The sequence below is a fragment of the Candidatus Brocadia sapporoensis genome, from assembly GCF_001753675.2.
In the GTDB taxonomy this organism is placed as follows: domain Bacteria; phylum Planctomycetota; class Brocadiia; order Brocadiales; family Brocadiaceae; genus Brocadia; species Brocadia sapporoensis.
The window spans coordinates 1-16225 of record NZ_MJUW02000062.1; the positions used below are offsets into that span (position 1 = coordinate 1).

15 protein-coding genes are annotated in these 16225 nt (G+C 41.7%); 7 read left to right on the top strand and 8 right to left on the bottom strand.

All coding sequences use genetic code 11. The annotated features are described in order from the left end of the window. Window positions 1-102: 102 nt before the first annotated feature. From BIY37_RS05240 to BIY37_RS05270, 6 genes are all read right to left on the bottom strand, one after another. On the bottom strand, window positions 103-396 hold the full coding sequence (locus BIY37_RS05240; protein WP_070066787.1) for a hypothetical protein: 294 nt from the start codon (window positions 394-396) through the stop codon (window positions 103-105). 732 nt (window positions 397-1128) lie between these two features. Continuing rightward, window positions 1129-2100: a GTP 3',8-cyclase MoaA gene (moaA, locus tag BIY37_RS05250; protein ID WP_179129293.1), complete on the bottom strand. Its 972-nt coding sequence runs from the start codon at window positions 2098-2100 to the stop codon at window positions 1129-1131. Window positions 2101-2204: 104 nt separating this feature from the next. After that, window positions 2205-3584, bottom strand: coding sequence for a sigma-54-dependent transcriptional regulator (locus tag BIY37_RS05255; protein ID WP_070066789.1), 1380 nt, complete (start codon window positions 3582-3584; stop codon window positions 2205-2207). Between the two features lie 11 nt (window positions 3585-3595). Next, window positions 3596-7180: a PAS domain S-box protein gene (locus tag BIY37_RS05260; protein ID WP_070066790.1), complete on the bottom strand. Its 3585-nt coding sequence runs from the start codon at window positions 7178-7180 to the stop codon at window positions 3596-3598. A gap of 255 nt (window positions 7181-7435) precedes the next feature. After that, window positions 7436-8419: an Mrp/NBP35 family ATP-binding protein gene (locus tag BIY37_RS05265; RefSeq protein WP_230402443.1), complete on the bottom strand. Its 984-nt coding sequence runs from the start codon at window positions 8417-8419 to the stop codon at window positions 7436-7438. 30 nt (window positions 8420-8449) lie between these two features. Beyond that, window positions 8450-9037 carry a 4Fe-4S dicluster domain-containing protein gene (locus BIY37_RS05270; RefSeq protein ID WP_070066791.1) on the bottom strand — a complete coding sequence of 196 codons (588 nt, stop codon included), beginning with the start codon at window positions 9035-9037 and terminating at the stop codon, window positions 8450-8452. Between the two features lie 244 nt (window positions 9038-9281). Here BIY37_RS05270 and mobB point away from each other — a divergent pair, with 244 nt between their 5' ends. The 4 genes from mobB to BIY37_RS05290 all read left to right on the top strand — a co-directional run bounded on the left by mobB (window position 9282) and on the right by BIY37_RS05290 (window position 12455). Further along, window positions 9282-9809: a molybdopterin-guanine dinucleotide biosynthesis protein B gene (mobB, locus tag BIY37_RS05275; protein WP_261340835.1), complete on the top strand. Its 528-nt coding sequence runs from the start codon at window positions 9282-9284 to the stop codon at window positions 9807-9809. Window positions 9810-9936: 127 nt separating this feature from the next. After that, window positions 9937-11409: an energy transducer TonB gene (locus BIY37_RS05280; RefSeq protein WP_070066793.1), complete on the top strand. Its 1473-nt coding sequence runs from the start codon at window positions 9937-9939 to the stop codon at window positions 11407-11409. Between the two features lie 12 nt (window positions 11410-11421). Then, window positions 11422-12039 (top strand): MotA/TolQ/ExbB proton channel family protein, encoded by a 618-nt coding sequence (locus tag BIY37_RS05285; RefSeq protein ID WP_080324867.1) that lies wholly within the window; start codon window positions 11422-11424, stop codon window positions 12037-12039. 2 nt (window positions 12040-12041) lie between these two features. Next, the gene (locus BIY37_RS05290; RefSeq protein WP_070066794.1) at window positions 12042-12455 is read left to right on the top strand and encodes an ExbD/TolR family protein; all 414 of its coding nucleotides are present in this window, start codon (window positions 12042-12044) and stop codon (window positions 12453-12455) included. 223 nt (window positions 12456-12678) lie between these two features. Here the strand turns inward: BIY37_RS05290 and BIY37_RS14295 are convergent, their stop codons facing one another. Then, window positions 12679-12903 (bottom strand): transposase, encoded by a 225-nt coding sequence (locus BIY37_RS14295; RefSeq protein ID WP_179129294.1) that lies wholly within the window; start codon window positions 12901-12903, stop codon window positions 12679-12681. Between the two features lie 248 nt (window positions 12904-13151). After that, window positions 13152-13400 (bottom strand): hypothetical protein, encoded by a 249-nt coding sequence (locus BIY37_RS05295; RefSeq protein ID WP_143299184.1) that lies wholly within the window; start codon window positions 13398-13400, stop codon window positions 13152-13154. A gap of 209 nt (window positions 13401-13609) precedes the next feature. On the opposite strand from BIY37_RS05295, the gene BIY37_RS13420 reads away from it, so the two are divergent. From BIY37_RS13420 to BIY37_RS05305, 3 genes are all read left to right on the top strand, one after another. Further along, window positions 13610-13777 carry a hypothetical protein gene (locus BIY37_RS13420; protein WP_179129295.1) on the top strand — a complete coding sequence of 56 codons (168 nt, stop codon included), beginning with the start codon at window positions 13610-13612 and terminating at the stop codon, window positions 13775-13777. Between the two features lie 120 nt (window positions 13778-13897). Further along, window positions 13898-15583 (top strand): urocanate hydratase, encoded by a 1686-nt coding sequence (hutU, locus tag BIY37_RS05300; protein WP_230402444.1) that lies wholly within the window; start codon window positions 13898-13900, stop codon window positions 15581-15583. Window positions 15584-15778: 195 nt separating this feature from the next. Next, window positions 15779-16114 (top strand): 4a-hydroxytetrahydrobiopterin dehydratase, encoded by a 336-nt coding sequence (locus BIY37_RS05305; protein WP_070066797.1) that lies wholly within the window; start codon window positions 15779-15781, stop codon window positions 16112-16114. The last annotated feature ends 111 nt before the right edge of the window (window positions 16115-16225 follow it).

Consider the following 16225-nt stretch of genomic DNA (forward strand, 5'->3'; position numbering starts at 1 on the left):
CTCAAAGAACAACAGGGACGCTCTTTCGCAATTCCCTAACCGGACAATGCTGATTTCGTTTAATAATGCGAAAAGTCAAAGATTCTTTGTTGGAAAGATTTTTCATATGACAAAAGCCTTTCCGTGGGTAATCCCATCCTTTGCTTTTTGTGTTATTCTGATAATAGTCTTTTCATAATATGATGGTGAATTCCCAGAAAAAATGTCTCTGTGTGGACATGGTGAAAAATATTCAAAAAAGAATTGTCTATAAACCTGACATTCGTCTTTAATATATGCTGTATTCTGGCTTGTATAAACTTTTTGAAGGTCGGAAAATATTATCGGATGATCATTTTTTATTATTTTTTCTGCTTCATTCAGATGTTCATCTATCACGTAATTAACCCTTTTCATTTATATGTGCTCATTCTTTAATTCCTTCAATCAGCGCATTTCACTCAAAAAAATCTTCTTCGTCACCCATCTTTCTTCTTGGGAAAGTTTATAAGATACATCTGAAGAGAGGTTGTATTTCTTTTCAAAAATTCTACATCTGATTTTCACATCCTGTTGAGCTAATTCACACATCTTATCTTTCAATGATTGAAACGAAATTCCATGGTGTTGTCATAGGAATCTCTTCCTTTTCCTGGAATTACTCTCCAATATTTGCAGGGTTCTTGGTAAATTGTTTCGATATTTTCAGTCTCATTCAGTGCTGTTAGGTTAGAAATTGCGTGTCTTGTTTTTGTTCCTCTCGGGATGTCATTCCCGCATGTTTTTAGCAGGAATCCATAAAGTTTAGGGTTCACCGGATACCCGATAAAAGTGCTCGGATGTGACAGAAACCATACAAGCAAGCTTCTAACCCGACAACGCTGAATCTCATTAAAGAGATAGCATGGTAAAAGTGGCAGAAATGAAATAGGAAGTCAACGGGTTGTCCGAGAATTGCCTCTGTCACTTCTTTTTGATAAATATTTTTTTGCAGACCAATTACAGTAAATGGAAATAGACGAGCAGGGGTTTTTGGCACAGCAGAAAATAAACCTGCTTTTCTGTGGAGAATTATGAGTTCTTCTTTCCCGGATTCTTCGAGGACGTCTGCCAATTTTTCCGAGAATGAGAATAGGTGTACATTTTTTGTTATCCACCCACTTCATGCATCATGACATGACCTTTACCGGCATGCACGGAGGGTTTCAGGCTTGCAGCACGAAGGAACGCATCGGTAAGTTGTGCTTCCGTAGGATTGTTTCTCAGGATGGTCTTAAGGTCTACCTCTCCGCCTGACAATAAACAGGATCTCAGTTTTCCTTCGGCGGTCAAACGAAGTCGGTTGCACGAATTGCAAAAAGGCTGGCTCACGGCTGATACAAATCCCAAGGTTCCCCTGGCGCCATTAATTTTATAGAGTTTTGCAGCACCACTACCAAGCATAGGAGGGGCGAGTGCTTTGAGTTCATTTCTTTTTCCAAGAATATCAATAATATTGGCCATAGGAATGTACTTATCCTCTGAGTCCAGACTTTTTTTGTTCATTGCCATATATTCAATAAAACGAACTTCTAGGTTCCGATCTAGGGTGAGTTTTGCAAATTCTTCGAATTCATTGTCGTTGACTCCCTTCATAGCAACCACGTTAATCTTCGTATTTTTAAATCCCAAATGGAGAACTTCGTCGATTCCATCCAGGACGTCTTTTAATTTCCCGCCTCTTGTAATTACCTCAAACTTTGATTTGTCCAAACTATCGAGACTGATGTTTAGTCTGAAGAGTCCAATTGCCTTTAACACCTTTGTGTAGTTCTTCAGATAAATACCGTTGGTCGTCATAGCCAGATCTTCGATACCGTGAACATTTCCCAGCATCCATAATAAATTTTCGATATTTTTTCTGAAAAGGGGTTCTCCGCCAGTGAGACGAAAACTTTTTATTCCCAATTTCACGGCATGTTGCACAACAGCAACAATCTCCTCATACGTCAATATATCCTTATGCTTCGCGAGATCTAGTCCGCTCTCTGGCCTACAGTATATACATCGAAGGTTGCAAAGGTCTGTCACCGATATCCGTAATCGGTTTATTCTTCTAAAATATTTATCAATAATACTCATATTTTGAACCTTCATCGTATTCCGGATAAAAGCTTCTTTTAAAAGTTTTTTACAACCCTTTTATTCTTTGTTAAGGGGGATTGAGTCGCTGGAGTACTGAGTTATTATACTTCCGTATTATAACTTGTCTTTGACATGATCTGATATTCCTTCATTTTTCTCCACAGGGTTGTTGTCGAGATACCCAGATTGTTTGCTGCTTGTTTACGGTTCCCGGCATATTTTCGTAGAGTTTCAATAATGGTCTTTCTCTCCTCCTGAGCAAGGGCCGCCCTGATACCACCCATTTCAGTCGTAAAGTTCATAGTCTCAGCAGGAGAAGTGCTTTGTAATGCCAGGTCATTTATCGTTATCTGGTTTTCCCTTGTAAGGGTGACCGCCCTTTCAATCACATTTTCCAATTCCCTGACATTTCCTGGCCAGAGATAATCCTTGAGAAGCTCCATTGCATCACCGGACAACTCCGGCATCCGCCTTTTCAGCTTACTCGAGTACCTATCCATGAAATAGTTAATTAAAAGGGGGATATCTTCTCTTCTTTCCCTTAGCGGAGGGACATGGATTCTGATAACATTGAGTCGATAAAAAAGGTCTTTTCTGAAGGAGCCGTTTTTTGTAGCCTCTTCAAGATTTTTGTTTGTTGCTACTATAATCCGAATATCAAGATAAATAGGTTTGTTGTCGCCGACCTTCCGTATCTCACCATTCTGTAGGAACCGAAGGAGTTTGACCTGTGTCGAAAGAGACGTTTCACCAATTTCATCCAAAAATAGCGTGCCGCCCTGCGCCTCCAAAAAAATACCTCTTTTATCTTTTATCGCCCCTGTAAATGAACCCATAGCATGCCCAAACAATTCACTCTCCTGTAAATTCTCCGGCAAGGCGCCACAATTCACCACAATAAAAGGTTTATCACGTCTGAGACTATTGTTATGAATGGCATGCGCGATTATCTCTTTTCCTGTTCCGCTCTCCCCGGTAATGAGAACCGTACTTTCGCTTCTCACCAGCTCCACAAGAATGTTCAGTAGTCGTATCATTACGGGAGAATTGCCGATAACACCCTCAAATTTATACCTTTCTTTTCCCTCTTTTTGAAGACTGATGACCTTGTCAGACAAGCGTTTCTTTTCTAACGCCCGTTCAACTACGGAGAGGATATCAGATAACTGGAAAGGTTTCGTGACATAATCGTAAGCGCCTCTTCTCATCGCCTGAATTGCACTATCGATCGTGCCAAAAGCTGTCATAACAACGACTTCGGTTGAGGGATTGATATGTTTAATGCGCGATAGCACTTCGAGTCCATCCATGTTTTCCATTTTAAGGTCCACGATAGCCAAGTCGTAGGAGTGCTCGTTTTGAACCGCTACAGCCTTTTCCCCGCTTTCAACACTGTCAACATTATAACCTGATCTCTTGAAAGCAATCACCAGAGATTCCCGCATATTTTTTTGATCTTCAACTACCAGAATATTAAACATCGGTCATATCTCTACACAGAAACAGCTTTCATCTGTTTATTTTTTATAGGTAATCGCATGGTAAATATCGTTCCCTTGTTTTGTTTACTCCTGACATCAATCACACCACTATGGTTATCAACGATTCTGTGTACAATAGAAAGACCCAATCCCGTGCCTTTAGACTTCTTTGTTGTAAAAAAAGGCTCAAAAATCTTTCGTATAATTTCAGGCGGAATTCCTATTCCCGTATCAGCAATCACGATTTCAATCTCATTCTTGTCAGGTCCTATTGGTTTTCTTACCCGGATAAAAATCTTTCCGCCCCTCGGCATCGCATCAAACGAATTTACCAATAAGTTCCAAAAGACCTTCCGGATCCAATTTCGATCCACATATATCTCGGGGATATCATTCTCGTACATTTTTACAACCCGGATTTCTTCATGAAATCGGGCATCCTGCTCTAATAAAAACAGGGTTTCATCAATAATCTCAAGAATATCACTCCTGACAAAATGATACTCTGCAGGATGTGCAAAGGTAAGAAAATTGCTAATGATGCTATTAAGGCGGTCCGTTTCTTCAACCACCATATCAAACAACTTTTGATCATCGCCCATTAAGGACAAGTCTCTTCTCAACATACCAACAGAATTCGATATGGCACCAAGTGGGTTGCGGATTTCATGGGCAATTGAAGCTGCCAACTCGCCAATCGAGGCCAATCGTTCAGAACGCCTGATCTGTTCTTCAATTTTTTTACTGTCCGTGATGTCTCTCATAATCCCCTCAATACCAATAATAGCCCCTTTTTTATTTTTGATCGGATAGGTATTTTGAGAAATCCATAGTTCCTCTCTGCTTTTACAGTAGATTCTGTATTCCAAATCTTTTGATGCTTTTAATTCACCGGCCAGGACTTTGCGGATTGTTTCTCTCACAAGTTCACCATCATCCTTATGGATCATTTCCATAGCGATTGCGGGGTTTTCGTAAAATTCCCGAGGATCATACCCCGTTACATTCTTCAACGCGCTATTCAGGAACAAATATCTTCCGCTCTTGTCTAATCTGAATATGACATCTTCGATATCTTCAACAAGATTTCTGTACTTTTCCTCAGATTCTTTAATTTTATCAAAAAGACACGTGTTGTCAATTGCTATAGCCAGTTGCGGAGCAATCTTCTGAATAATTTCAACGTGGTTTTCAGAATAATTCCTGACATTTTTACTCCCGAAATTGAGACTTCCAATAATTTCACCTTTGCATATCAGCGGAAATGACAGACGCGACTTGATTCCTTCTTTAAAGAGGATCGGGTCTGTTAAGAAATATCCTTGAGAGGTGTCAGTTACCATGTAAACCTCACCATTTTCCACAACCTTGCCTGCCAGTGTTCCATATTTCGAATAATGCATCCCTTCTTCCAGTTTAGAATCGTGGTAATCTTTTGAGACAGCAAAAATTAACAATTCTTCCCGTTTTTCATCAAGAAGGGTAATGCTCATACGGTCAAAATCGATGACCTTATTCAGTTCCTCACTGAAAGATTTATACACTTCCCGGATATCAAGGTTTGAGGCAAGAATTTTATTGATATTGTTCATGATATCCTTTTCTCTTTCTATCTTTTTGCGTTCGGTTAAATCAATAATAATCCCCTCATATCCTATGATATTATTCCATTCATCCCGTCTAAGATTACTTGTCATAAGGCAAGGCACGCTGTCACCATCTTTCTTTTTTAACTCCACCTCGTAGTCCTTGATAAAACCATTTCTGCCCACCATCTCTTTAATCAACTTACCTTCGCCGGCACTAAAGAATAAGTGTTGTACCAGGTTCAATTTTAAGATATCATTTTTCGAGTCATAACCAAACAGATCCACACCGGCTTGATTAATGTCGATAAACTGGCAGTCTGTATCACAGAAGAATACAACGTCCTTACTCGTTTCAAAGAGGCGTCGGTATTTCTCTTCTGATACCCTTAATTTTTGTGTCCTCTCCTCAACAATTTTTTCCAGTTGCATCATATAGCTCTGAAGTTCCTGTTCCAATAATTTTTGCTCTGTTATATCCCTTATAATCATTACAAAGCCACTTGGTTCCCCACGAGTCGTTCGCCGTGTGGTAACAGTCCCATATCCGATAAAAACCTCCCCATTTTTGCGTACCAAATGCATTTCTTTTTTGTATCGGCCGGCAGCTTGCGTCGTTTCCAGCATCTTGCGTACATTCCCGGATTTAACGTCAGCCTTTGTATATAAAATTTCAATACTCGATTTCGCAATGAGGTCTTCCGGTTCGTGTCCAAACGTCCTTTTCGCACCCTCATTAAAGGCCAGGATGGTTCCGTCAAGATCAGCCGCTATAATTGAATGTTCCGTAGAACCGACCAAAATACTATTCAGGAAATTTGATGTTTCCTGTAACTTGTTTGTCTTCTCCCGTACCGATTCAGCCATAATGTTGAAAGCGTCTGCCAATTCCCGAGTTTCGTCCCGTGTATGAATCTTTACGCTTTGCGACAAATCCCCTGCAGACATCTTCCGCGTTGCTGCTGTTAATTCCATGATAGGATTGGCAATCTTTTGTCCTATTACCAGGGCAAATACTATCCCGGCAGTTGCCAAAATTACCCCTGTAACAGTTAAATAGGAAAGAACCTCGAAGATGGAGTTTGTTACATTGTTCATCGCAGACAATACTTCGTCAGCACGAATTTCTGCAATGACACCCCATTTCAGCTCAGGAATCCAATACCATACCCCTATCACCTTTTCCCCTGCGTAGTTTATATAGCCATTCACATCGAATCCATTTTCTCCGTTTAAACAAGAAGCTACACTCTTGGGAAATTGCTTGGCCCGCAGTTCTACAACCGACGACTCTTTTACTAGTCTCTCCATCATCAGACTTGTATCATTATGTCGAGCCGCTGAATCAGATTCAGTAATCATCAAGCCATGTTGATCAATAATGTATGAGTCATACCTGTCCCCGTAACGTTTTTCCTGCATTGCTGAGTTAAGAACAGACATATCTGCTTGAAACATCGTTACCCCGACCACATACGCATCTTTGTTTTTTACCGGTACAGAAATAATAATAGCAGGCAACCTGCCGGTACTATGCCCGTAATCATCGACATCATAAAAAAACGGGGATTCAACGTTCGAAATGTAAGTTTTACCCGTGAGAGCATAATTAAAGCCTTCCGTAGTCATTATGTTTAACCCTGTTAACCTCGTATCTGTGGACAATCTGACATCACCTGATACATCACTAATCATGAATTTGTGAAACCAGGTCCCGCAAGGTATGTGGGAAAGAAATTGGGATGTAATATCAGCATCTGTGTCTGAGAAATCTATTGCATTTACTACAAAAGGGTTGCAAGCAATATGTTCTGCATTGCTCTTTAATTCATTTAACCATGCATGTACCTGTGATACTTTTTTAGAGCCAATCAATTGCAAATTTTTAATTGTCGCTTCCTGAATCGCCTTTTGCGCAGAAGGATACGCAATGAGTCTCATAACTAACAATGGCGTAAGGACTGCTATGAGAAACAGAGAAATCAATTTGTACTTGATTGAACGAAACATGGTATTTTTACTTTTATAATCAAATACATATCCGTAATAAAATCAAAAGCCGCAGGAAAAATACGTTGCCAATACCAAGGGAAGGAATTTGATGTATGAAAATTGACAAGGAAAAATGAGATAATCAAAATCGTTGATAGAAATACGGCATCAAACAAATTTTTTCTATCTTTGTGGTTATATCAGGGTTTCAATGGTTGTATTACAGATCACACACACCTTTGGGATGAGATATCTGTCCTGGTTTCACCATGGTTATATGATGGGATTCTCTTCAATAAAATTTGGATCTACCGGTATCTTCCCTAAAAAAGGAACCTCTCTAAACTCAGCAATCTTGTCTAGCTCATCTCTGCGTGTCCTGACAAAGATTTCGCACTTTTTAACAATTTCTTCAAAAGCCTTTGCCGCATCCGAATCAGGGCAGGCAGACACAAATGCTTCGCCAGCGTCACATTTCTCTGTAATTCTTGGTTCTAAAGGTATTCTGCCAAGAAAATCAACGCCTAACTCACTGCAAATCTTCTCCCCTCCTCCCGTTTTAAACACATCAATTCGTGTGTTACAATGAGGGCATATCAAGCCACTCATATTTTCAACAATACCAATAATGGGGACATTGCTGTCTCGGGAAAATACCACAGCTTTTCTGACATCAAGCAAGACTACTTCCTGTGGCGTAGTAACAATCACAGACCCATCTACTTTTCCAATAAGTTCAATAATAGAAATTGCCTCATTTCCCGTCCCCGGTGGCAAATCCACTAAAAGATAATCCAAATCGCCCCAGCATACACTTCCCATCAACTCACAAAGAAAATCCCATTTTGCAGCATCCCTCCATATAACGGGCATTGATGGATTTTCAATCAAAAAGGAGAGGGATGCCACCTTTAAATTTGGCAATACTTCCAGCGGAAGCACACCGTCACTGCAGCTCTTGAGCCTTCTCCCCTCCGCACCTAGCATTATCGGAATGTTTGGCCCGTGGATATCAGCATCAGCGATACCAACCTTATTGCCCATTCGTGCCAATGTAACACCGAGATTTGTAGTTACCGTGCTCTTCCCGACCCCGCCTTTATTGCTCATTACCACGATTTTATATTTGATGTCTTTCATTCGTTGGACAATTGCCCACTTGTTGTGCTCTATCTGATCCAATTGACACGATAGTTGCTTCTCACAGAGTTCGCAGGTAAATGGAATCTTACAGTCTGACATCACATCTTCTTTCATAACACACCTCTATTTTTCGTTGAACTATAATTATCTTTTCACAGCAACCTTAATTGCACAGGTGTTGTTTATTGTTTGACAAGCGTATTCACAAACTCCGCAGCCAACACATTTGTCCTCATTAATCACAGGTTTGCCGTCCTCCAAAAAAATCGCATCTCCCTGTAAGGGACACTTTATATAACACAACTGACAATCCTGGCCGCCCCACGCCAGACATCGTGATTCATTAATCCTGGCGATACCCATCTTGACCTTATCGGCATGATCAACGGGTTTCAACGCACCTTCTTTACAGGCAGTAATACACAACAAGCCGTTACATAAGACGCAAGGATTCTCCCTGGGCATAATAACCGGTGTACCTATTGACACATCCATCAGCCCGTGGTATCTCTTGATAGCCTTTGCAGGACACGCCTTGATACATTCATCACAGCGGGTACATAAGGAAAGAAATTCTGTTTCTTCAACGGCGCCTGGCGGACGCAAGTAATCACCCTTGGGCATTACACGATCGATCCTTTTGCTGGCATAATCCGCAACTTTATCTCCTACAAAGACAAATAAGTCTTTAAAAAGCTGTCTTCTGTCCAGTATTTTTCCTGTGTCATCCATAAAGAAGCACCCTCTTGATAATTGTCAACGCAATCAAACTGCTTGCAGGCCAATTCTATCTGGGAGTATCCGCCCTAAAACCTCCTCCTTGCGGAGGATGATGTTAAGGGCAATATCGTCACACCAATACGGGATTTTAATTTACCAATGCTTCATTTGTCAAGGTTAAATCACTGGTGTCCCATGCTTCGAATGATGGTAAAATTCTTTTTTATTTTCGAAGAATATCTTTTATAATTATCTTGTGCAGCCACAAGTACCAATAATTTCCATTGTAGGTAAATCCAACAGCGGCAAAACTACCCTTATGGTAAAGCTTGTTCATGAATTGAAATTCCGGGGTTATAGGGTTGCCACCATCAAACACAGTCACCATAGCTTTGAAATGGATAAGGAGGGAAAGGACAGCTGGTTACACATGAAGGCCGGGGCCGATGCAGTTGTGGTGTCTTCTCAGTTAATGACAGGTATTATACGCGTAACATCCGAAGAACTTCCTCTTTCAGAGATCATAAATACCTACCTGCCAGATATGGATATTATCCTCGCCGAGGGTTACAAAACCAAGACTATACCAAAAATTGAGGTCTCACGCTCAGAAATCAGCAATGACTTGATATGCAAAAACGACCAAAACTTAATCGCAGTAGTGAGTGATAAAATACCAGAAATTAAGGTGCCTTTTTTCTCTATCAACGACAACGTTTCCCCCATCATTGATTTTATCTTATTCAGGCTTAAAGAACAGAATTCAACGCGAGAATCTCATTGACAACGAAATATACCTGCTGTAGACTTTTTTACGGTGATTGAAAATCAATAATACTTTTTACCATTTGATATAATGTATCATTATACATGATTTTAAAACACATCTTACAAACCGTTAATGCAAAATTATGCCCGTCAAATCCCGTACAGAATTTTTTAGCAAAAATCTGTTTTTGCTTCTTGTTGTTGCCTCACTGGGAATACATGTCCTCGTCATCTTCATGTCTCCTCAAGTAAACCAACTTCTCAGTTTAAGATTGCTTCGGGACAGTTTCATCCGCGAGCCAAGTGAATATGCAGTTACCCTGGAAGTTGACAATCCGGATACCCAAATAGAAAACCCTGCAGATGTAGCCTCCAAAAAAGAAAAAGAGGAAAAGGCTGAAAAAAAGAAGTATAAAATATTTACCGACACTTCTGATAATGCAGAGGACGAGGAAACACCGGTTGATACCGATAAAATCGGCGCAAAGGGTGCTGTGGCAAAGGATAATTTCCCTGACGATAAGCGACCGATCAACAACGAGCCTCACGCAGAAGGGCATTCTACGGCGCCACTTCTGGGTAAGGGAAAAGCTGGCGTCCCTTATGATCGTCAGCAACAACCGTCAGGGCAAGAGGCCACAGCACAGGCTTTTGTTTCTGAGGATAGCGCTCATGATGAAAATGTTCCACCCAGGTATGCCAATCTCCCCAAAGGTTTGGAGAAACAAGAGCATGCCGCAAAACCATTTCAAATGATACATCCACAGGTGACTGCTGAAGAGGGAAAGGAAAGTACGGCTGCGGTAAAGACCGTGAATCTCGGCGAAACGATACAAAAAAAAGATACTACCGCCGTATCAAAAAGAGAAAAACTCACTATAGGACGGAGCATTCATCAGGAAGAAGCAGAGCCCTTGCCAAATAGTGAAGGGGTATTCTTTGCTGACAAACGGGATGAAATAAACAAAAAAGCGGAAACGGAAGAATCATTATCCTCTTCACTTCAGGAGGAAGAAACAGCAAAAGAGACTGAGATGAAAGAAAGAGAGTTGGGTAGAACAAAGGAAACAAAGAATGCCCCGACTCTTCAGCCGGAAATACCTCCTGTGCCTCCTTCAGAATTATCGGGTGTTGAACCTCAGCGCAAACTAGAAAAAGGATTAGATAATCAGGAAAGCTCAGGCGAATTGAAAAAACCCAAAATCTCCATTAATGTTAATGCGAAGACAGAGGGGGCAAACAATGATCCGGTACTTTTTGAAGATACCATATCAAATGCATCGATTCCTGGTGCACCATCTTTTAACGTCAAAAAACATGAATATGCCGATTATTTTAAACATATCAGGGACAGGATATCTCTCTATTGGTTTCTCGGGTACGGGACCCGTGCAGAAATAAAACTGGAAACAAAGAATGACAAACCTGTCATTATTGAATTCAAGGTTTTGCCTAACGGCTCTATTGATGGAGTGAAGATCGTGGATGATGCGGGAAATTTTAATCTTGCATCCAGGCTTGTATCCTCCATCAAAAATGCAGAACCGCTGAATCCCTTTCCCGTTAATATCAAGGAACCTTCAATTGACGTGAGGTTCAATTTCTATTTTTTCTAGGAGGAAATACGCTTGGAATGGCTCATCGGTGGCGGCCCTATCATGATACCACTATTAATTTGTTCCGTTTTAGCCCTTGCGGTGATCATTGAAAGGGCGATAAATCTGCGAAGGAATAAAATCTTAAAGCCGGAAATTATCCAAACCATTGAGGCGATAAACAATCCAGCGGATATCCCCTTCGCAATCTCCAAATGCGAGGTAATAGCGGGCCCTTTTTCAAATCTGTTACGACGAATGCTCTCAAACAACCATCTCACACGGGAAGAAAAATTCGTTGACATTCAGGCTGCCGGAAGACAAGAAATAAAAGTGCTTGAAAAAAGGCTGTTGATACTGGAAGTTATCACTGCGATTGCCCCTCTCTTAGGATTGCTTGGAACGGTATTAGGACTGGAAAATATCTTTGGGATTATATCTGAACTGGGGCTGGGACAGGCAAAGGCATTTTCCGGTGGACTTTCAGAAGCCATCAGAACCACGGTGCTTGGACTCTTTATTGCAATTCCATCCCTGGTTGCCTACAGTTATTTTGACAAAAAAGTGGATACCTTTGCTTTGGAAATGGAAGAATATGCTATGCGCCTGCTCAACAAACTTTATCCTTCAGAAGATTTTGGGAAAAAATAACCATGCGCTTCAGGGAAAAACGTATCGCAAAATCTGTCATAAACCTTACCTCGATGGTAGACATGTTGTTCCTCATACTCTTATTTTTCCTGGTTACCTCGAGTTTTATAGAACAACCAAATATCAAACTGGAACTCCCGTCAACCAGATATGCATCCACCAGTAAACTTGAGGAGCGGACTTTGACGATTTCACAGGATGGTAAACTTTTTTTTCAGAATGAACCCGTTGAAAGAAAAGAACTTATTTCTGTATTAAAAAATGCCTTTTTAAAGCAGGATGACAAGACCCTTGTTTTACGGGCAGACAAGAATGTTCCTTACGGTGCCGTTGTGGATATCATGGATGCTGCAAAAGGGGCTGGGTTAAGAAGAATCGTAGCCCCAACTATCCTCGAACCGGAAAAACAGCCCTAATCCGCACTTCTCCCAGAGGGTAATTTGTGATATCAAAAGGTCTCAGAATACATAATGAGTTTGGTGTCCAAGGCGGTTTTTTCTGTTTTTCTGCAGTAAAATTGAATAATTTAAAGATTTAATTGCTAACAACACCGGGACATACCACAAAAAGACATATTTTGGGCGTAGCACTCCCGTCCGGCCTGGCAATCATGTTACCATGATGATTCTTTTCTAAAACTCAACAGAGCATTGAATACGCTTTACGGATATTTTGAAAAGCGAGTTGAAAGATTTCTTTACAGGGATAAGCACTGAAAAGACAGATGGCTATTCTTCTTATACCCGTCTTTACCGGTACACCAATTTTAAAAAGTTTTGTTTGGTTTGCGCTGCACGGTGCTTGTAAGAATTCTGTTGAACAAAACCGTATACGTCTTAATTCGTTGAGTAACGCATAGGCCACAGATGAGTTGTGCCGGCAAATAGGGCAATTGAAGACAGAGGATGAGTGGCTTAAAAAAATCCAGAGAGATTGGGAGTTAAAGAGAAAGGGGGTGGTAGAATCAGATTACGGGAAAATGAGTATTTACGGGTAGCATGAGCTATAAACTTAAACAGATTGAATGTGCATCAGCGCCTGTGGAATGTGGCAGAAGAGACGCTACGGCTGATGCATTGAGGATATGCAGTTTATAGCTTCTTTGCACTTTCTTAATTTTGCCCAAGGAAAAAAGAAAGGCATAACTTAATCGTTGTGGAATCCAGGGTATAAACGAACGGATTAAGGTCTATATAAAATTCACCATTCCTGCAGAGCACTCTTGCTTCACGGACCAATGCCAGGGCAAAATCGGAACACTTAAACCCGCCTCTGTTCTCATTTACCATTTCCCGATATGGATGGCCAATTGGACGGCATATCTTGCCACTCCATTGCACCTTTTGCAATAGACTCTCCACATCTCAAGCCTGGTAAATATTAATTGCATGGCGTGTCATTAGCGGTAATGACCCTCAAATGACTTCTTTTTTTCTTGCGGAATTGACTACCTGTCATGAAGGCATTTTCTCGCTGTGCTTAGAGTATATTTTTGTTTTTTTTGTATTTTTATGATTTAATATGCCTGATAAGCAAAGATTGTTTTTGTCATTTTTGGAGGGACAGAATCATGGATATCTTAAAACAGGTGGCCGAACTGAAAGAATTTTTAGGGAAGATTTACTGCTTTATGGAGGATAATGAAGACTCATTCAAAGACGGTGTTGAGGCGGAGGATATAAAGAATGAGACTTGGAAGTGGATGCAGGAACTGGCTAAATTCCTGCCCGAGGTGTAAGAGACAAATTTTACTTTTTTGGACACAGATAAACCCCGATACCATTCATTCTGAAAGCATATCGATCATCGTGTGTATCTGAGAAATCTGTGTTCTGCTTTCAGAAGGGATACTTACCATATGACACGACCGATGTTTTACGAATCAAGACCACAAACCCCTATCAGGGCACCAAGGGGGACCACCCTGGTGTGCAACGACTGGGATACTGAAGCAGCCCTGCGGATGTTGATGAATAGTCTTGATCCGGATGTGGCCATCCAACCGGAAGAACTTATCGTTTACGGAGGCGCAGGCCGTACTGCAAGGAATTGGAAGGAATATCAGAGAATTGTAAACGCCCTGAAAGCGCTTAAAAGCGATGAGACGTTGTGCATTCAGTCGGGCAAGCCAGTATATGTTGTCAGAACCCATGCATGGGCGCCGCGCATTGTCATTGCAAACTCAAACATGGTTCCTGCATGGGCAAAACAAGAGGTCTTTGACACCTGCGACGAGGTGGGGCTTGCCATGTACGGTCAGATGGCTGCAGGAAGCTGGATTCATATTGGTACGCAGGGCGCTTTGCAGGGGACATACGAAACTTTTGCTGCCCTCGCCAGAAAGGCATTTGATGCTGAAACCCTGAAAGGCAAATTTGTTCTTACGGCAGGAATGGGAGGCATGGGCAGCGCACAACCACTGGCTGTTACCATGAATGAGGGAACCATTCTGTGCGTAGAGGCGCGGAAAGAACGCATAGAAAAGAAGGTCCGAGAGGGTTATTGTGACAAGATGACAAGCAGTCTTGATGATGCGCTCCAATGGATCCTGGACGCCAAATCCCAACATCAGCCGCTATCGGTGGGTCTGGTGGGAAATGCCGCAGAAATCTATCCAGAACTGGCAAAACGGGATATCGTTCCTGATGTGATAACAGATCAAACTCCCGCTCATGATCTGATGTCGTATGTGCCGGTTGGTGATGTACAGGAACTCGATAAACTTAGGGAAAGAAATAAGCGGGCTTATAAGGAAAAGGTGCTGGATGCTATTGTTGATCAGGTGAAAGCGATCTTAGAGATGCAGAGGAAGGGGGCGGTGTGCTTTGATTCCGGTAATAATCTGAGGTCTCAGGCAGAGATGGCGGGCGTATCCATGAGGGATGCTGATGGACGTTATTGGTATCCTGGTTTTGTGTCTGCATTTATCCGACCTCTGTTTTGTCAGGGAAAAGGACCATTCAGATGGGTTGCATTGTCGGGTGACGCAGTGGACATTGAAAAGATTGATGATGCGGTTATCAAAAATTTTCCTGAAGATGCTTCGCTGGTGCGATGGATAAAGCTTGCCAGAGAGAAGGTACCCTTGCTGGGGCTGCCTGCAAGGATTTGCTGGTTAGGGTATGGAGATCGTGCAAAGATGGGTTTGATCATCAACGACATGATAAGAAAAGGCGTTGTCAAGGCACCCGTAGTCATTGGCAGAGATCACTTCGACTGCGGGTCTGCAGCATCTCCCTATTGCGAGACGGAAGGTATGAAAGATGGCAGCGATGCCGTTGCTGACTGGTCCTTGATAAACTTTGCCCTGAATGCCATAAATGGCGCCAGTTGGGTAAGTTTCCAGCATGGCGGTGGTATGGGTATTGGCAATTCCCTTCATGCTGGTATGGTCATTGTCGCTGACGGTACTAAAGAAAGGGATGAGAGACTCGAAAGGGTCTTAACGGCAGACCCGGGGATGGGAATTGCGAGGCACGCAGATGCGGGATATGAGGGGGCCATACAGGCAGCACGGGGAAAGGGAGTGGTGATACCTGAATAAATTTTTTAAGAAGGATTGATTTGTATGGGATTTACCGTGAAGAAAATAAAAAGGCATCTGCTAAAGTTGTTTTCAAATTTAAATTCTGAAAAGACAAGAACAATATAATCTGGTTGGGTGATGGAGTTGTTTAAAGGCGGCGGGAATACCTAAAGTCCGGTAGAAAAATTGTAACTTTTTATGGAGGATATTACGATGTCAGAACTCGTTTCAAAAACCTGTGTACCGTGTAAAATCGGGGTGCCTCCCCTTAGAGGAGATGCGCTTCAAACCTTGCGGAAGCAAGTAGAAGGCTGGGATGTGGTGGAAGAACACCATTTGTTTAAGACGTTTAAATTCCCAGATTTTCGAAATGCCCTGGATTTTGTGAATAAGGTAGGAGAGATTGCCGAACAGGAGGGACACCATCCCATAATCACCCTGTCCTGGGGAAAGGTGGAGATCAAGATTTATACCCATAAGATCAATGGGCTGACGGAAAGTGATTTTGTCCTGGCAGCAAAGATTAATACCTTAGTGATATTGAAATAATGAAAAAAATGAGGGCGTGCGAAATATAACAGGCGGAAAAAATAATCATTCGGTGTCAGCATTGTCCGGTTAGGGAATTGCGAAAGAGCGTCCCTGTTGTTCTTTGAGATT

Excerpts from the sequence above, each read along its gene's own strand:
- BIY37_RS13420 (WP_179129295.1), top strand. The coding sequence starts at position 13,610 with ATGGATATCTTAAAACAGGTGGCCGAACTGAAAGAATTTTTAGGGAAG.
- BIY37_RS05255 (WP_070066789.1), bottom strand. The coding sequence starts at position 3,584 with ATGTTTAATATTCTGGTAGTTGAAGATCAAAAAAATATGCGGGAATCT.
- BIY37_RS05305 (WP_070066797.1), top strand. The coding sequence starts at position 15,779 with ATGTCAGAACTCGTTTCAAAAACCTGTGTACCGTGTAAAATCGGGGTG.
- moaA (WP_179129293.1), bottom strand. The coding sequence starts at position 2,100 with ATGAGTATTATTGATAAATATTTTAGAAGAATAAACCGATTACGGATA.
- BIY37_RS05280 (WP_070066793.1), top strand. The coding sequence starts at position 9,937 with ATGCCCGTCAAATCCCGTACAGAATTTTTTAGCAAAAATCTGTTTTTG.
- BIY37_RS05270 (WP_070066791.1), bottom strand. The coding sequence starts at position 9,037 with ATGGATGACACAGGAAAAATACTGGACAGAAGACAGCTTTTTAAAGAC.
- hutU (WP_230402444.1), top strand. The coding sequence starts at position 13,898 with ATGACACGACCGATGTTTTACGAATCAAGACCACAAACCCCTATCAGG.
- BIY37_RS05265 (WP_230402443.1), bottom strand. The coding sequence starts at position 8,419 with ATGAAAGAAGATGTGATGTCAGACTGTAAGATTCCATTTACCTGCGAA.
- BIY37_RS05240 (WP_070066787.1), bottom strand. The coding sequence starts at position 396 with ATGAAAAGGGTTAATTACGTGATAGATGAACATCTGAATGAAGCAGAA.
- BIY37_RS05290 (WP_070066794.1), top strand. The coding sequence starts at position 12,042 with ATGCGCTTCAGGGAAAAACGTATCGCAAAATCTGTCATAAACCTTACC.
- BIY37_RS05260 (WP_070066790.1), bottom strand. The coding sequence starts at position 7,180 with ATGTTTCGTTCAATCAAGTACAAATTGATTTCTCTGTTTCTCATAGCA.